This window comes from Bacillus sp. FSL W8-1202 (assembly GCF_038006165.1).
Classification (GTDB): Bacteria; Bacillota; Bacilli; order Bacillales; family Bacillaceae; genus Bacillus; species Bacillus subtilis.
Genome location: NZ_JBBOUR010000001.1, coordinates 625009 through 640107 on the forward strand (window position 1 = coordinate 625009; position 15099 = coordinate 640107).

The window sequence follows — 15099 nt, forward strand, 5'->3', positions numbered from 1 at the left end:
TCTAAATAGATCTTATTCAGCCTGGCGGACCTGCGCATGTTCAACTGTTTCAATTGCCAATGATGCAGGCGGGTGAACACGCATCAGAACAATGTAGAAAAGAAAGGAAATCAGCACACCTACAAACCAAGAAATATCGTATAAGCTCTTCAATACAGGAACATACATGCCAATCAGCGAAATCAGCGCTCCTAACATTGTGGCTGCAAACGCACGGTAATTGTAGCCCTTCCAATACACATACCGTCCTGTTTCGGAATACAGGTCATCTACCGAGAGCTCACGTTTGCGAATGATAAAATAGTCGGCCATCATCACGCCTGCCACCGGTCCAAGCATGCCGCCTATTAAGCCAAGAAACGCATACACGCTTGTCGCGCTCTCCATCAGCTTCCACGGAACCGTAAATAAAGCGAGCAACGCTGTGATAAAGCTGCCACGTTTGAAATTGATATATTTCGGCAGGGCATTCGCTATATCATAAGCGGGTGATACGATATTCGCCGCGACATTTACAGAGATCGTGGCGATGCAGAGTGTGATCACGGACAAGACGATGACATAAGGGTTATCAAACCGCGCCAAAATATCGACAACATCCCAAATCGGCTCTCCGAACGCGACCTGCGAGCCGGAGGTCACCGTAATACTTGCGAATGCGAACAGCGCAAACGTTCCCGGCAAACCGTAAAATTGTCCTTTGATTTGCTCTTTTTGTGTTTCAGCAAACCGTGTAAAATCAGGTATATTTAAGATCAATGTCGCCCAGATGCCGATGATGCCAGTAACTCCGGCAGCAAACGGCCAGAATGTTTCTGAAAACGTATGAAACTTTCCTGGTTGAGAGTATATCGGGCCCAATCCTCCGGCAATATCAACGGCCCACCATACCATGCCGCCAAATACCAGATACACTAAAGGCCCTGCCCACACCTCAAAACGTTTAATCGACTCCATGCCGTGATGCAATACGAGTAAATGAATGGCCCAAAAGAATACAAAGGAAAGCAAACCGGACAAGTGAATGCCGAGAATGTTCCACTCGCCGCCAATTTCTCCCCAACCTGGCCACATATTCAAAAGCAAAATGTTCAGTGCCGTGCTACCCGCAAAGGTCTGGATGCCAAGCCACATGATAGCTGTAAACGCCCTTAGAAGCGCGGGGATATTCGCGCCGTATATCCCGTAAGAAGCCCGAATGATCACTGGAAACGGCAGCCCGTATTTTGTCCCCGCATGGCCGTTTAAGGCAAGAGCGCCAAATAGGATAAGTGATGCCGTAATAATGATCGCCAGCATCTGCCAAGGCGAAAGGCCGATCGCAATTAATCCTCCCACGGTCGCGTAGGTCGGTATGTTATGTATACATCCCATCCAAATGGAGGCAAAGTTCATTGCTTTCCACGTCCGTTTTTCCTGTCCCAAAGGCACCAGATCTTCATTGCTCAGCCTGTTGGATTGCTGCTGACTCTCTTTTAATTTCATAGCCGGCTCCCCTTTCCATATTGTCTATATGTCGTCACACGTTATGTTTTTTGACATTAGATGTCACTTAATATAACTGAAGAGTCAGACAATAACACTGGCTATGATATACAATTTTCCCGTTTGTATTTGAACAGCTTAAACAAGAAAAAGAGACAGACCTCAGAGCCCGTCTCTTTCTTAAGATGCAGTTTTCATTAATGCAGCAAATCTCACAGCCATTAACAGGCTTGCTCCGCCCGCTATAATCATAATGATTCCCATCATATCAAAATGGGCTGCCGTGATTTCTTTACCAAAAAGAATGCCAAGGATCACCGAAGACAAAATCGATCCTAGGTAACGGCAGGTTTGAAACAGGCCTGAAGTCGTTCCTACCATGTTGGAAGGACTCGTTTCCAGCATCGCTGCCTGAAGCGCGACATTGCCCAGTCCGTAGCCTATACCCAAGAGCGACAGAATGAGGCCTTTACCGATGGTCTGGACATTGATAAAAAAGATGGTTAAGAGCACGGCTCCAGCCGTCATCAAAAGCGCTCCCGCAAAGATCGGCTTGACGACACCAGATCGGTCGATCCATTTGCCGGTTAGAGGTGACACAACGATGCTCATTCCAGACATAAACAGCATAAACAGGCCGCTCGTTTGAACAGAAAGATGCATTTCATCCTGAAAGTAACTTGGCAAACCAAAAAATAAACAATAGAAGAAAACATTCAATAAAATAAACTGAACATACACGGCTGACAGGTTTCGCTGTGTTTTAAACAGACGGACATCAATAAACGGCTTATCCGTTTTCAGCTCGCGCCAGACAAACGCACAGAGCAGAAGCAAGCCAAGCACACCTTCAACCGCATGCGGCGACGTGCTGAACGACAGCAAAAAGGATAGAAGGAAAATGATTCCCCCGGCAAATAAAACAATTCCAAGAATATCGAGCTGCCGAATAATGGTTTTGATTCCTGCCCCTTTTTTCTGATCTTTCGGGAACATATACAGGCCCAATAAGAAGCTGAGGATAATAAACGGCAAATTAACGATAAAGATCGCCGGCCAGCCTCCCCATACAATCAAAAACCCGCCGGCTGTCGGCCCCAGCGCCGTCATGGCGGACGCAAAAATAGAGAGTACAGCCAAGGCTGAAGCTTGGCGCTCATGAATATGATTCCGAATCAAGCCGACACCTGACGGATAAATCGCACTGCTCCCCACCGATTGAAACAGCCGCATGACCAATAATGTCATAAACGTCGGCGCAAACGGCGCCCCGATGGCAGAAACCGCAACAAGAATAAGCCCGAATAAAAACAAGCGTTTCCGCCCAATCAAATCACCGAGCTTTCCCGTTACGGGCTGCGCTACGGCACTCGCCAAGTAAAACGAGGAAATCAGCCAGGAAACCGTTGTAAACGAGAGGTGAAACTCATGCTGGATGCTATGGAGCGCAAGAGAGATCATAGACGAGTTCAGCGGATTCAGCATTGTTCCCGAAGCCACCGCTGTTAAAAAAACAGCCCGGCTTTTTTTCGACAACATCATTTCACTTGTTCCAGAAACTCTTCCGTCGTTCGCGATTTACCGATTCTCGGGAAAATAAAGCGCAGTGTGGCTTCATGCTCTTCATCGCTAAATGTGGACATGGCATCTGTAATAAAAATCTGCTGATAGCCAAGCTGAAATGCCTCCCGTGCTGTGCTTTCCACCCCGATATTCGTTGCGATGCCGCACAATACAATCGTATCAATGCCGCGCCGTCTCAGCTGCAAGTCTAAATCTGTGCCAAAAAAAGCACCCCATTGCCGTTTTGTCACAGTATAATCGCCATCCTGCACACCCATTTCCGGAACAAATTCAGCCCAGTCCGCCGGCATTTCCCCTGAACCTCCCTGCGCAGGCTCATCCGTTTGCGGCTTCAGTGCGTCCGCTCCATCATGAAAGGCTACATTTACAAAGCTGATGAACCCGTTATGTTTCCGAAATTTATCTACGAGCTTTTTCGCGTTCGGGACAACCTGGCCGCTTTGATCAATCGGCACAATTCCCTTTTGTAAATCAATGATAACCAATGCTGTTTTTTGAAAATCAATGTTGAGTGTATTCATCATACGTCTCCTCCTGATACTGTTAGTGTTTCTCACATTGCATATTTTACTCTTCACAATGCCTAAGTTCTTTTATGATGCTTGTGAAATTCTCAGAAGGAGCGTTTTCTCATGATTTTTCTTTTATGTAGTAGTAACAGGTTGTGCATACGAACAAACCGGCAAGCACTGTAATCATAAGGGGCGTCATCGCTTCATCACCTGCCTGCTGTCTATCGGTTCCTGCCTGAAAATGCCTATGAATTTGCGGCGGTCCATCCAAAGCAGGATAAGACACATAACCATTAATATCGTGCTAAGATCCTGCACGCCAATATCAAAACAATAGTTAATCAAGACGATGTTCACAATAATGGGCATAAAAATAACCGCCCCTAATGCAGCCGTTCGCGGAATCAGTAATAAAACAGCTGCCAGGATTTCACCAAAACCTATAAATAGTTCATAGACATGAGAATAACCGAAAAATGTCCACGCGATCGTAAACCCCTTCCCGGCAGCCGCCTCGATTTCAGGCGTCACCTCGCCAAACTGGCCAATCACCACTTTCGCCAGACCGTACACGAAAAAATTAAAGGCTAAAAACAATCGGAACGTCGCGGGAATCGACTTGCGTACCGCTTTCCTCAGCCTGCCGCCTTTATTCATCATACATCCCCCTCAGTGTATTATTTGATGTAGTACACTTAATACAGTATAGAGTATTCTAATTAATGTCAATTCCCTTTTCCGCCCATATGAATAGCTTCTTTTATAGATATAAAGTCTTATATTGTAAAAAATGCCGTTCTCCTTTCTTTCCGTCCCTCGATAACATTTCTTAAAAACCATGTCAGGAAATCTTACATGAAAATGTTTTATCATTCTTTTTTCTCTATAATGAAGAAATATAATAATTGCTTTTTATTCTGAAAGATACGGAGGAATGAGACATGCAAATGGGCGATACAGTTTTTATGTTCTTTTGCGCTTTACTCGTGTGGCTGATGACCCCGGGATTAGCGTTATTTTATGGAGGAATGGTAAAGAGCAAAAATGTGCTGAGTACTGCCATGCACAGTTTCTCTTCCATTGCCATCGTTTCCATCGTTTGGGTGCTGTTCGGATATACACTTGCCTTCGCACCAGGCAATTCAATCATCGGCGGGCTGGAGTGGGCCGGCCTCAAAGGGGTCGGATTTGATCCGGGAGATTACAGCGATACCATCCCCCACTCGTTATTTATGATGTTCCAAATGACGTTCGCCGTTCTGACTACAGCGATTATTTCCGGGGCTTTCGCAGAGCGGATGCGATTCGGCGCTTTTCTTTTATTCTCGGTTTTATGGGCCTCTTTGGTTTACACACCCGTAGCGCACTGGGTATGGGGCGGCGGCTGGATCGGCCAGCTTGGAGCGCTCGATTTCGCCGGCGGCAATGTTGTTCATATTTCCTCCGGTGTGGCAGGACTTGTTCTTGCCATTGTGCTAGGCAAACGGAAAGACGGCACAGCGTCTTCTCCGCATAACCTCATTTACACCTTCTTAGGAGGAGCTTTGATTTGGTTCGGCTGGTTCGGCTTTAACGTCGGCAGCGCTTTGACTTTAGATGGTGTAGCCATGTACGCGTTCATCAACACAAACACCGCGGCTGCAGCCGGGATCGCCGGCTGGATCGTAGTAGAATGGATCATTAACAAAAAACCGACAATGCTCGGAGCGGTATCTGGCGCAATCGCCGGGCTTGTCGCCATTACGCCGGCTGCCGGATTTGTCACACCGTTCGCTTCCATTATTATCGGCATCATCGGCGGAGCTGTTTGTTTCTGGGGAGTATTCTCGCTTAAAAAGAAATTCGGATACGACGACGCGCTTGACGCCTTTGGCCTGCACGGGATCGGCGGCACATGGGGCGGAATCGCAACAGGATTATTCGCAACAACCTCTGTTAACTCAGCGGGCGCAGATGGGTTATTTTACGGTGATGCAAGCTTAATCTGGAAACAAATCGTCGCCATCGCCGCCACTTATGTTTTTGTATTTATTGTCACTTTCGTTATTATTAAAATTGTAAGCCTCTTCCTTCCCCTTCGCGCAACCGAAGAAGAAGAGTCACTTGGGCTTGACTTAACGATGCACGGGGAAAAAGCATATCAAGATTCTATGTGAGGAGTGACGCTATGAGCGGTCAAATGTTCAAGGTAGAAATTGTAACGCGTCCGGCAAATTTTGAAAAGCTGAAGCAGGAACTCGGAAAAATCGGAGTGACCTCTCTGACTTTCTCCAATGTACACGGCTGCGGCCTTCAAAAAGCACATACGGAGCTCTATCGAGGGGTAAAAATAGAAAGCAATGTATACGAGCGTTTAAAAATAGAAATTGTGGTCAGCAAGGTTCCTGTTGATCAAGTGACTGAGACCGCTAAAAGGGTGCTGAAAACGGGATCACCGGGTGACGGTAAAATATTTGTCTATGAAATCAGCAATACGATCAACATCCGCACAGGCGAAGAAGGACCTGAAGCACTTTAATATCGGTACGAGATTCGGACACTCCGGATCTCTTTTTTTGTGCACAGAATCCCCCCCAGAAACCGCGATTCCTCTTCGAATTCTCTTCAAGCGCCGTTATTTCAGACAATCTCTATTTTTATTTGAAACTTTTCATGAGTAAGATTAGTCTACTAAATATAAAAATGTAAAAGGTGATTATTTGAACTACGAAATTTTTAAAGCAATCCATGGACTATCTCATCACAATTCAGTTCTCGATTCCATTATGGTCTTCATCACGGAATATGCCATTGTCGCCTATGCCCTTATCCTATTGGCAATCTGGCTGTTTGGGAACACACAAAGCAGAAAACATGTGCTATACGCAGGCATCACAGGAATTGCAGGCCTTGTGATCAACTATTTGATTACGCTTGTTTATTTCGAACCGCGCCCGTTCGTTGCGCATACAGTGCATACACTGATTCCGCATGCTGCGGATGCTTCATTTCCAAGTGACCACACGACAGGTGCATTAGCGATTTCTATTGCGATGCTTTTCAGAAACCGCAAAATCGGCTGGCCGCTTGTCATTTTTGGACTTTTGACAGGCTTTTCGAGAATTTGGGTGGGACATCACTATCCGGTAGATGTATTGGGCAGCCTCGTTGTCGCCATCATTATCGGGTTCCTTTTCTTTAGATTTTCAGATCTGCTTCGCCCGTTCGTCGATTTGGTCGTGAGGATCTATGAAGCTATTATCAATAAACTGACGAAAAAACCAACCGATCAAAATTTCTAAGAAAAACAAAAGCCGGCGTCTTTAACCAAGACAGCCGGCTTTAATATTTCTCATACATCTCTTGTTTTCTTCGCTTCGCCAACACATATAAACCATAAAACAATCCAATACCAACAGCATCGATGAGCACATCCCGAATACAACCGTTCCTGCTGAAGAAGAGCTGAAGAACTTCTGTAAAAAAAGCAAACGCAAATGAGCCGGCTGAAGCTGATCTTATGCTGCCCCGCTGTTTCCACAGCAAATATGTCAGCACAAAGAAGGAAAACGCATGTCCGATTTTTTGAATTAGCGCCCCAGGTAAAGTTTATTCAGCTCTTTGGTCAGAAGTGCTAAAATCCAAAATATCTTTGCTATGGTCCATTGAAAATGCTTATATAAATTGTTATTGATTTCTACTAATTCCCTTTGATGTTAGTACTCTCTATTTAGTTGTTTTTTCTTTACATATAAGTTAACTTACTTTCATTTATCAAATTCAACGACTTATGTTTATCTACATCATCTTAAATTTTATAAGGAATTAGCTAAAAAAGGACTTCTTAAAAAAGAAGTCCCCTCACTGTATATGTGTTTATATATTTTCTCAATCCTGCATCAGTATATAAATTCTTTAAAGCACTTATCAAAAGCATATTTTTCTAGGTTGTTTATTTTAGACTTAATGAAATTTGATCATAATTTTTGATATTATTTTCTTCGTTTATGCTCTTATCACTTGTAGATTTATTATCACTACCCCGTCTAAAATCATCATCGATCCATAACCCATTTTTCTTACGTAACTCCTTAATCCTATCAGGGAACAGTTTATTCTTTTCTTCATAAACCTTATCAAACAGTTTTTTATCTTTTTCTTTATTCACAAGGCGTTCTTTAATTATCTCACAATTTCCTAACTCAAAGCCTATCCATTTACGACCTAACAATTCACTGACAGCAAATGTTGTGCCACTTCCACCGAATGGATCTAAAACAACATCGCCTTCATTTGTACTCAGACTGATTATGCGGTCAAGTAATTTAATGGATAGTTCGTTAAACTTTCTGTTCTTTGAACTGTTATGTCTGACAGGATAAATATCTGACCAAACGTCAGATAGAGTTACACCCTTAGGGTTCATTTTATTTTTGTAACCACCATAATCTTTTATCTCCCTACCACAATGAGGACACGTCTGTAACGGTATTCTTTGTACATTAAAAGTCTTAGGTTTATCACCTTTTACATAATATAAAAGGCTGTAATTAGCTGGATAGAGCCTACCTTGAATAGGAAGCCCAAACTTCATATCAACTGTTATCCAGTTCCTAAAATTCATTCTTCCATTTAGGAACTCAGAGAGATAAGTGTTCCATTTTGGGATATTATAAATGAATAAAGAACCACCCGGTTTTAAAACTCTAATACATTCTTCAATCCACTTATAGTACCAATCTAAATACCCACTAAAGGAATTTTTATCAGTTACACCCTCATCATATTCTTTATCAAGGTTAAATGGGGGATCAGCAAAAATAGTGTCCACACTTTCATTAGGAACTTGCTTAAACAGTTCTATACAATCCCCATTGTATAACTTACCTAAATCTGATGAGTAGTATGGTTGAACTGGGGAGATAGAAATTTCTTTTTGTTGTTGATTTACAATATTTTTCTCCTCAAGCATTTTAGCTATTTCCTTTGTACTATTTGAGAATACTTCTTCAAAACCAGTGGGTATTCTTCCTAATTTCAATTCTAATTCCACTCTAGACATATCCAGATAATTCAGTATTCCACTTAGTACTTTTTCATCTGTAGGAATAATCCCACTGTCTTTATAAGCAAGTAAATCTTTTTTATTTATTTTTTCTTTCTTTAAATTAGCATACATTTCATTTTCTGAATGGCCTAACTGATCAGCTTTATTTTTAACGATGTCAAAAACAGTAAAAAATCGCAATCTCACACACCTCGTGTAACTTATAGTCTGTAGACCTATAGTCTACATGATTCTATCATTTCCATGAAACAATCGTCAAATGTATAGGAGGCAATATGGCTAATATTAGATCCTTATTTGGTCAAAGAGTTCGTCAAATACGATTGTCCAAAATCAATATGTCACAGGAAAAATTAGCTTTCGACTGTGACCTCCATAGAACCTATATCTCTGACATAGAACGAGGAACAAGAAACGTTTCTTTAGACAATATCGAGAAAATTGCTAAAGCACTTCAGGTTCAGCCAAAGGACTTATTTGATTTTACTACAATCAATGAGATGCGACAAAGTTAAATCACAAGGGAGGCTGGAATTAAATTGAAAATAAAACAGGGAATAATTCTTATTGACAAAGTAGATGCAAAAGAAAAAAAAGAATTTATTGATCCTCTAAGAGAACAAGTTATTGATTCCATTTTAAAACTTAGATGGCCCGATGACGCAGACGGATTTTATTTTCATCCTAAAAGCAGAACATACACTAAAGACGGTAAAAAAGTTGGTGGAAATGGAGTAAAACCAATTAAAGAACCCTTTATTGAAAATTTAAAAAACCTTTATGGATGGAAAAAAGAATTTCCGGCGTTTTCTTCTGAGGAACGCGTGTTTAAAATTAAGGTACTAAAAAACTTTGGAAAAAGCGGTAATCTTATTTATGGTAGAGTTGTCGCAATAGATAGAGATAATGAAAAAATAATATATACTGATCGCAAAGGCAATAAACAAGAAAAACTCCTTTATTACGATTTTGAATCGCCCTTAAAAGACGATGAACTAAAAAACAAAATTGTCTCAATGACTACTGCTAAACCTGGGGCACTAGATGCTTGTAAAAAAGCTGGTGATAAACTATTTGTTGTTGAATGGGAAACTGGCAATATTTCTTCAAGTCATCGTGCACTTAATAAAATGGCACTTCTACTTTTAAACGGACATATTTCTGCTGGAATACTTATAGTTCCAACTAGAAAAATGTATCCTTACCTTACAGATCGTATTGGTAACTATGATGAGTTACTTCCTTACTTTAACTTATGGAAAAATGTGGATGTCGATAAAGGTTATTTAGAAATAATTCCAATAGAACACGATGATCTTTGTGAACTAGCACCTATTATTCCAAAAGGGACGGATGGTAATGCTAAAAAACCCGAACCAGCAAAGACTCTTTAAGTGAAATGTAATTGCTATGAGTAAGTTTTTAAATAATTAATTACAGGCTTCCTTTCGGAAGTCTTTTTCAATAACGGGAATTGAAAAAAATCTTTAATAATTATTTAACTCTATTAGAAAAAAGGCCGTCTTTCAAAGTATTTATAATAAATTTCCTCATCTTTGAATTGAAAACTATATAATTTCCTATTATGGCTGGGTTTTCTTCTGATAAATCATTTAACTCACCTAAAATCAAAAAGACTGTTTAGAACTCTTGATTGTAATTTAGGGATAATATATTGACATCATATTGCTAACAGTGTGCCATAATGATACACGTTATAAATGTCTTGTTATAATAAAACTTTGCTTTTATTTCCTAGCTAAAATTACAATTCGACCATAATACAAACCTTTGTTTTTTTATCTTTTAGAGCTATAAATTCATTAATATCATCAAATAGCTTTAATTGATTGTCATCTCTAGAATATCAGGAACCATTTCCTTCTTCTTCGTAAAGAGTCCTTCCCTGCGAGCAATAGGCGGTTCATGACATAACCTCCTTTATAACGTACGTGCCTACATGTAACTACATAGACGGTAAAACAAAGCAAAAAGTAACAGAAAAAAACGCCCATCACAAGGATAGACGTTTTCTTCATTAAGACTGTTCAGTGTCTTCTGTTGTGCTGCTTTCTTTGGAACCAGATTTGTCAGTTGAATCATCTTTTTTCTCACCGGATTTTTCTTCTGTTCCTTTTTCAGTTGATCCGTCCTTTTTCTCGGAAGATTGCTGAATGGATTCTTCTGTTTCTTGGGTGGCAGCTTTTTCTTCAGCAGCTGCTGCTTTTTCAATAGAAGAAACTGGTTTGTCCATAAAGTTTAACGGATTCATTGCGACCCCATCTTTACGGATTTCAAAGTGTACGTGGTTTCCGCTGTCTTCACTGTAAAGGTTCTTGCCAGATTTTCCGATCACTTGATTTTGTTTTACTTTGTCACCTTGCTCAACGCTTACTTCGGAAAGAGATTGATACACAGTCGATAAACCGTCGGCATGTTCTACTTCCACAACATATCCCAGCACTGGATCTTTTTCAGCTTTAACAACCGTACCGCTCAGAGAAGCAGAAACATCGAAATCTTTTCCGTCTTTCTCAGCTAAGTCAATTCCTTTGCTTAGGCTGTACGTGTTATTATAGGTAACGAGTGCTGCTTCTTTCTCTTCTTTTGCGGCATCGGTTTCATAGAACTTTTTCACAACAGAAACGTTTTCAGAATCAACAACTGGCATTGCAACATTTTCCATTGACTTTCCTACTTCAACTGCATCGTCGTTGTTGTCATATGCGGAGTTTCCGCCGTTATCAGCCAACTGATCCTTTACCTCATCATTTGATACTGATTGATACCAAAGGACAGCTGTTAAAATGACGGCCGCACTGACTAAGTAAATTGCAGGGAACACCCAGCGTTTACGAAAAAACTGCTGAAGTTTTTTGACTTGAGAAGTTTTCTTTTCTTCCTCTCTCATTGTTTCATCACCTCAGCAACATTCTGAACACTTTTCTGAAAATATATACAACCTATCCAAAAAAACTTTTTTAGATGTAGTTTGCACAGACTGAACGAAAATATGTATTTTTTTGAGAGGAGTGCCAAAAACATATGAACATGACATTGCGTCTTGCTGAACATAAAGACTTGGAGGCTGTTGTGGCGATTTATAATTCAACGATTGCTTCTCGAATGGTAACAGCCGATACCGAACCGGTAACTCCTGAAGACCGGATGGAATGGTTTTTGGGACATACAGAGTCACGCCCGCTCTATGTTGCCGAGGACGAAAACGGAAACGTCGCTGCCTGGATCAGCTTTGAAACATTTTATGGAAGGCCAGCCTATAATAAAACAGCGGAGGTCAGCATATACATTGACGAAGCATGCCGCGGCAAAGGTATTGGATCATATTTGCTTCAAGAAGCGCTCCGCATTGCCCCGAATCTTGGCATTCGCTCACTTATGGCCTTCATTTTCGGGCATAATAAACCAAGCCTGAAGCTGTTTGAAAAGCACGGGTTTGCAGAATGGGGACTATTCCCCGGCATCGCCGAAATGGACGGAAAAAGATACGATTTAAAAATTTTAGGGAGAGAGCTTTCATGATTAGTCTGGATAAAGATGAAAACGAAATTGAAAATCATAATGAAGAAAATAGCCTCGTTGAAGAGGAGACTGCACCTGTTGAACAGGAGACCCGCCAGCTGAGCGCCTCTGCTGTCAAGTCGCTATCCGACATTGCCAAGTGGGGCAAAATTTCTGGCATCTTGTTAATCATTATGGGATCGCTTGTCACTCTGTCTGCTTTGATGACAGTGATTGGCGCCATCCCGGGCGTACTGCTCATTATATCAGGCGTATTTTTGATGCGCTCAGCAAAAGCAGCCGCGGAAGCCGAAGGAAATCTAGCCGGCAGCGCTGGCGAAAGCATGCTTGAAAATTACGGGACATTTATAAAAATGCAGCTGTTTTATGCAGCATCCAGTATCGTTACTGTCCTGATCGGGATCATTGTAGCCATTTTCGTGCTGGTGGTAATCGGCATTGCTGCTTTTGAGAACACGCCTTCGTATGATGATCCAGATTCTTATTATTATGAGGATGATCCGGTGTTTGAATAATGAAGAGACAGTACAGGGCATGAGTTCCATATAAACGGAACCATGCCTATTTTATTTGACTATTCAAAGCAGGCCGGCGTAAACACCAAATCCTGAAGCAAGCATACAATAGACATCTCTAGTAGAGGAAATCAACAAAGCAACGCTGTTACCCAGAAATGAATATCAAAAAAACGGATGAAGTCGGAATCAATCCGAAACCGCACTTTTTATTTCGGGTGTCTGCATGCAAAAAAACACACCCGGATCGTCTGGAAAATCTCAACAATCCGGGTGCAGCTCTTCTTTAATACATTTTTTTGCGTCTGTCTTCCTCAGTCAAAAATTCAACAAAACTCCGCATCGCAAAAGACTCTTCCTTTATTTGTCGTGCGTAGGAGCTTTTCCGCTCTTCTGAAAGGATTTCGCTCTTTTTGATCCTGTTCAGCATATAGATGTGAACCGTTTTTTGGATTTGTTTATGCTGATAGCCTGCCTCTTTAAAAAATGCGAGCCCGAGCGCCGCCAAAAGGGCGAATATGCCTGCGCTGATCAGGGACTCCCTGTCAGCTGAAGCATGAAATAAAAAAGCAGCTAAATTAAAGAGAGAGAATGCAGCAAGCGGAATAGCAAGAAAACGGTAAATGACGGTTTTTTTCATGAAAGGCTGTACGGCCTTTTGAATTTTTTGCATTTCTGTTTTGATGAACCCCGGCATTTGTTCGACTCTGTAAAAGTTCATGTAATCCTCCCCCTTTATTTGGTGTTTCAAGCTTCACGAACGTTATCATATGTGTTTATTTTAACGCAGGTGCAAGCTGGTTTTAAAGAAATCTGCCCGTATTTTTCACGAAGAATCTGGATCGCCGCTCTTTATTCTTTTAAAATGTGAGTGTTATAATTTGTAATGGGAATCAGATCACTGTTATTCATGGAATACTAATGGCAATCTTCTTGATAAATATGAATGAGCGGGGTTACAAAGTGAGTATTTCTTCCATCCTTTTATCACTTTTTTTCATTTTAAATATTCTTTTGGCCATCATTGTCATCTTCAAAGAACGGCGCGATGCCAGTGCATCTTGGGCGTGGCTGCTTGTTCTTTTCTTTATTCCCGTTTTAGGCTTTATTTTATACTTATTATTCGGCCATAATCTCAGACGCAAGCATTTGTTTCAATGGGAAGACCGGAAAAAGATTGGAATTGAAAGGCTGCTGAAGCATCAGCTTGAAGATTTAGAAACCAAGCAATTTCAGTTTAACAACCGGGCAACGTTTGATAACAAAGATTTAATTTATATGCTGATTATGAATAACCATGCTGTGTTTACAGAGGATAATTCAGTTGAAGTCATTACAGATGGACGGGATAAATTTCAGCGGCTGCTGAGTGACATTTCAAAGGCTAAGGATCATATCCATTTACAGTATTATATTTATAAAGGCGATGAATTAGGCAAAAAATTGCGGGACGCTCTCATCCAAAAGGCGAAGGAAGGTGTTCAGGTCAGAGTGCTTTATGATGAACTCGGGTCCAGAACGCTGAGAAAAAAGTTTTTTAAAGAGCTTCGCGAGGCTGGCGGGCATGTGGAGGTCTTTTTCCCGTCAAAGCTCAGGCCGATTAACCTGCGGCTGAATTACCGAAACCATCGAAAGCTTGTGATCATAGACGGAATGACCGGTTATGTCGGAGGCTTTAACGTCGGAGATGAGTATCTAGGGCTTAATCCGAAATTCGGTTATTGGCGGGATACGCATATCCGGCTGCAAGGAACGGCCGTGCACGCCATCCAAACACGGTTCATCCTTGACTGGAACCAAGCTTCTCATCACCATACGCTGACATATATTCCAAATCACTTTCCTGATTACGGCCCAAAAGGCAACGTCGGGATGCAGATTGTCACAAGCGGCCCTGATTCGGAATGGGAACAAATTAAAAATGGCTACATCAAAATGATTTCGAACGCCAAGCGTTCCATTTTGATACAAACACCTTATTTTATCCCAGATGCAAGCCTGCTGGATGCTTTAAGGATCGCTTGCCTTTCGGGCATTGACGTTAACATTATGATTCCGAACAAGCCCGATCACGCCTTTGTATACTGGGCGACACTTTCGTATATCGGCGATCTGCTGAAAGCCGGAGCCACTGTCTATATTTACGATAACGGCTTTATTCACGCGAAAACCATCGTGGTGGATGACGAAATCGCTTCAGTCGGCACAGCGAACATTGATGTCCGAAGCTTCAGGCTGAATTTTGAGGTTAATGCATTTATTTACGATATCACCATTGCTAAAAAACTGGTTTCAACTTTTAAAGAAGATTTGCTAGTATCCAGAAAATTCACCTATGAGGAGTATCTGCAGCGCCCGTTGTGGATTCGAATAAAAGAATCCGTCTCGCGGCTGTTGTCGCCGATCTTATAAG

The 15099-nt window shown here is 41.6% G+C and carries 16 protein-coding genes and 1 pseudogene; 9 read left to right on the top strand and 8 right to left on the bottom strand.

From position 1 onward, the window contains the following. Window positions 1-12 precede the first annotated feature (12 nt). The 4 genes from pucI to NSQ09_RS03170 all read right to left on the bottom strand — a co-directional run bounded on the left by pucI (window position 13) and on the right by NSQ09_RS03170 (window position 4241). Window positions 13-1485, bottom strand: coding sequence for an allantoin permease (pucI, locus tag NSQ09_RS03155; RefSeq protein ID WP_144453665.1), 1473 nt, complete (start codon window positions 1483-1485; stop codon window positions 13-15). Window positions 1486-1665: 180 nt separating this feature from the next. Next, window positions 1666-3024, bottom strand: a complete 1359-nt coding sequence (locus NSQ09_RS03160) for an MFS transporter (RefSeq protein WP_003243939.1) — start codon at window positions 3022-3024, stop codon at window positions 1666-1668. Continuing rightward, the gene (locus NSQ09_RS03165) at window positions 3024-3593 is read right to left on the bottom strand and encodes a hydrolase (protein WP_014481155.1); all 570 of its coding nucleotides are present in this window, start codon (window positions 3591-3593) and stop codon (window positions 3024-3026) included. Before NSQ09_RS03165 ends, NSQ09_RS03160 begins: the two co-directional genes overlap by 1 nt. A gap of 183 nt (window positions 3594-3776) precedes the next feature. Further along, window positions 3777-4241, bottom strand: coding sequence for a hypothetical protein (locus NSQ09_RS03170; RefSeq protein ID WP_082090417.1), 465 nt, complete (start codon window positions 4239-4241; stop codon window positions 3777-3779). 281 nt (window positions 4242-4522) lie between these two features. On the opposite strand from NSQ09_RS03170, the gene amtB reads away from it, so the two are divergent. The 3 genes from amtB to bcrC all read left to right on the top strand — a co-directional run bounded on the left by amtB (window position 4523) and on the right by bcrC (window position 6862). After that, window positions 4523-5737, top strand: coding sequence for an ammonium transporter AmtB (amtB, locus tag NSQ09_RS03175; protein WP_341030570.1), 1215 nt, complete (start codon window positions 4523-4525; stop codon window positions 5735-5737). An 11-nt stretch (window positions 5738-5748) separates the two neighbouring features. Beyond that, window positions 5749-6099, top strand: a complete 351-nt coding sequence (locus tag NSQ09_RS03180; protein WP_003221829.1) for a P-II family nitrogen regulator — start codon at window positions 5749-5751, stop codon at window positions 6097-6099. Between the two features lie 181 nt (window positions 6100-6280). Continuing rightward, window positions 6281-6862 (top strand): undecaprenyl-diphosphate phosphatase BcrC, encoded by a 582-nt coding sequence (gene bcrC, locus NSQ09_RS03185; RefSeq protein ID WP_003243362.1) that lies wholly within the window; start codon window positions 6281-6283, stop codon window positions 6860-6862. A gap of 40 nt (window positions 6863-6902) precedes the next feature. Here bcrC and NSQ09_RS03190 read toward each other — a convergent pair. After that, window positions 6903-7169 (bottom strand): annotated as a pseudogene (locus tag NSQ09_RS03190) (VanZ family protein); the annotation flags it as partial. Between the two features lie 343 nt (window positions 7170-7512). Continuing rightward, on the bottom strand, window positions 7513-8808 hold the full coding sequence (locus NSQ09_RS03195) for a DNA-methyltransferase (RefSeq protein ID WP_129137996.1): 1296 nt from the start codon (window positions 8806-8808) through the stop codon (window positions 7513-7515). Between the two features lie 95 nt (window positions 8809-8903). Here NSQ09_RS03195 and NSQ09_RS03200 point away from each other — a divergent pair, with 95 nt between their 5' ends. Both NSQ09_RS03200 and NSQ09_RS03205 read left to right on the top strand, forming a co-directional pair. Continuing rightward, window positions 8904-9143 (top strand): helix-turn-helix domain-containing protein, encoded by a 240-nt coding sequence (locus NSQ09_RS03200; protein WP_044052435.1) that lies wholly within the window; start codon window positions 8904-8906, stop codon window positions 9141-9143. A 24-nt stretch (window positions 9144-9167) separates the two neighbouring features. Beyond that, window positions 9168-10022, top strand: a complete 855-nt coding sequence (locus tag NSQ09_RS03205; RefSeq protein ID WP_015251028.1) for a Putative BamHI-like type II restriction endonuclease — start codon at window positions 9168-9170, stop codon at window positions 10020-10022. 644 nt (window positions 10023-10666) lie between these two features. On the opposite strand, the gene spoIIQ is transcribed toward NSQ09_RS03205, so the two are convergent. After that, complete coding sequence (gene spoIIQ / locus NSQ09_RS03210; protein ID WP_014481160.1) at window positions 10667-11539, bottom strand: stage II sporulation protein spoIIQ; 873 nt, start codon at window positions 11537-11539, stop codon at window positions 10667-10669. Between the two features lie 140 nt (window positions 11540-11679). Between spoIIQ and NSQ09_RS03215 the strand changes: the two genes are divergently transcribed. The 3 genes from NSQ09_RS03215 to NSQ09_RS03225 all read left to right on the top strand — a co-directional run bounded on the left by NSQ09_RS03215 (window position 11680) and on the right by NSQ09_RS03225 (window position 12976). Next, the gene (locus NSQ09_RS03215; protein WP_080333405.1) at window positions 11680-12171 is read left to right on the top strand and encodes a GNAT family N-acetyltransferase; all 492 of its coding nucleotides are present in this window, start codon (window positions 11680-11682) and stop codon (window positions 12169-12171) included. Beyond that, window positions 12168-12686 carry a DUF5362 family protein gene (locus NSQ09_RS03220; protein WP_103330048.1) on the top strand — a complete coding sequence of 173 codons (519 nt, stop codon included), beginning with the start codon at window positions 12168-12170 and terminating at the stop codon, window positions 12684-12686. Before NSQ09_RS03215 ends, NSQ09_RS03220 begins: the two co-directional genes overlap by 4 nt. 158 nt (window positions 12687-12844) lie before the next feature. Further along, on the top strand, window positions 12845-12976 hold the full coding sequence (locus NSQ09_RS03225; protein WP_017696029.1) for a hypothetical protein: 132 nt from the start codon (window positions 12845-12847) through the stop codon (window positions 12974-12976). Here NSQ09_RS03225 and NSQ09_RS03230 read toward each other — a convergent pair. Continuing rightward, window positions 12973-13407: a DUF5392 family protein gene (locus tag NSQ09_RS03230; protein WP_017696028.1), complete on the bottom strand. Its 435-nt coding sequence runs from the start codon at window positions 13405-13407 to the stop codon at window positions 12973-12975. The genes NSQ09_RS03225 and NSQ09_RS03230 overlap by 4 nt on opposite strands. Window positions 13408-13649: 242 nt before the next feature. On the opposite strand from NSQ09_RS03230, the gene cls reads away from it, so the two are divergent. Beyond that, window positions 13650-15098: a cardiolipin synthase gene (gene cls, locus NSQ09_RS03235; RefSeq protein ID WP_015714858.1), complete on the top strand. Its 1449-nt coding sequence runs from the start codon at window positions 13650-13652 to the stop codon at window positions 15096-15098. Window position 15099: the final 1 nt, after the last annotated feature.

Bases quoted from the DNA above. Each gene is read 5' to 3' on its own strand.
- pucI (WP_144453665.1), bottom strand. From the start codon at position 1,485: ATGAAATTAAAAGAGAGTCAGCAGCAATCCAACAGGCTGAGCAATGAA.
- NSQ09_RS03160 (WP_003243939.1), bottom strand. From the start codon at position 3,024: ATGTTGTCGAAAAAAAGCCGGGCTGTTTTTTTAACAGCGGTGGCTTCG.
- NSQ09_RS03165 (WP_014481155.1), bottom strand. From the start codon at position 3,593: ATGATGAATACACTCAACATTGATTTTCAAAAAACAGCATTGGTTATC.
- NSQ09_RS03170 (WP_082090417.1), bottom strand. From the start codon at position 4,241: ATGATGAATAAAGGCGGCAGGCTGAGGAAAGCGGTACGCAAGTCGATT.
- amtB (WP_341030570.1), top strand. From the start codon at position 4,523: ATGCAAATGGGCGATACAGTTTTTATGTTCTTTTGCGCTTTACTCGTG.
- NSQ09_RS03180 (WP_003221829.1), top strand. From the start codon at position 5,749: ATGAGCGGTCAAATGTTCAAGGTAGAAATTGTAACGCGTCCGGCAAAT.
- NSQ09_RS03200 (WP_044052435.1), top strand. From the start codon at position 8,904: ATGGCTAATATTAGATCCTTATTTGGTCAAAGAGTTCGTCAAATACGA.
- spoIIQ (WP_014481160.1), bottom strand. From the start codon at position 11,539: ATGAGAGAGGAAGAAAAGAAAACTTCTCAAGTCAAAAAACTTCAGCAG.
- NSQ09_RS03215 (WP_080333405.1), top strand. From the start codon at position 11,680: ATGACATTGCGTCTTGCTGAACATAAAGACTTGGAGGCTGTTGTGGCG.
- NSQ09_RS03220 (WP_103330048.1), top strand. From the start codon at position 12,168: ATGATTAGTCTGGATAAAGATGAAAACGAAATTGAAAATCATAATGAA.
- NSQ09_RS03225 (WP_017696029.1), top strand. From the start codon at position 12,845: ATGAATATCAAAAAAACGGATGAAGTCGGAATCAATCCGAAACCGCAC.
- NSQ09_RS03230 (WP_017696028.1), bottom strand. From the start codon at position 13,407: ATGAACTTTTACAGAGTCGAACAAATGCCGGGGTTCATCAAAACAGAA.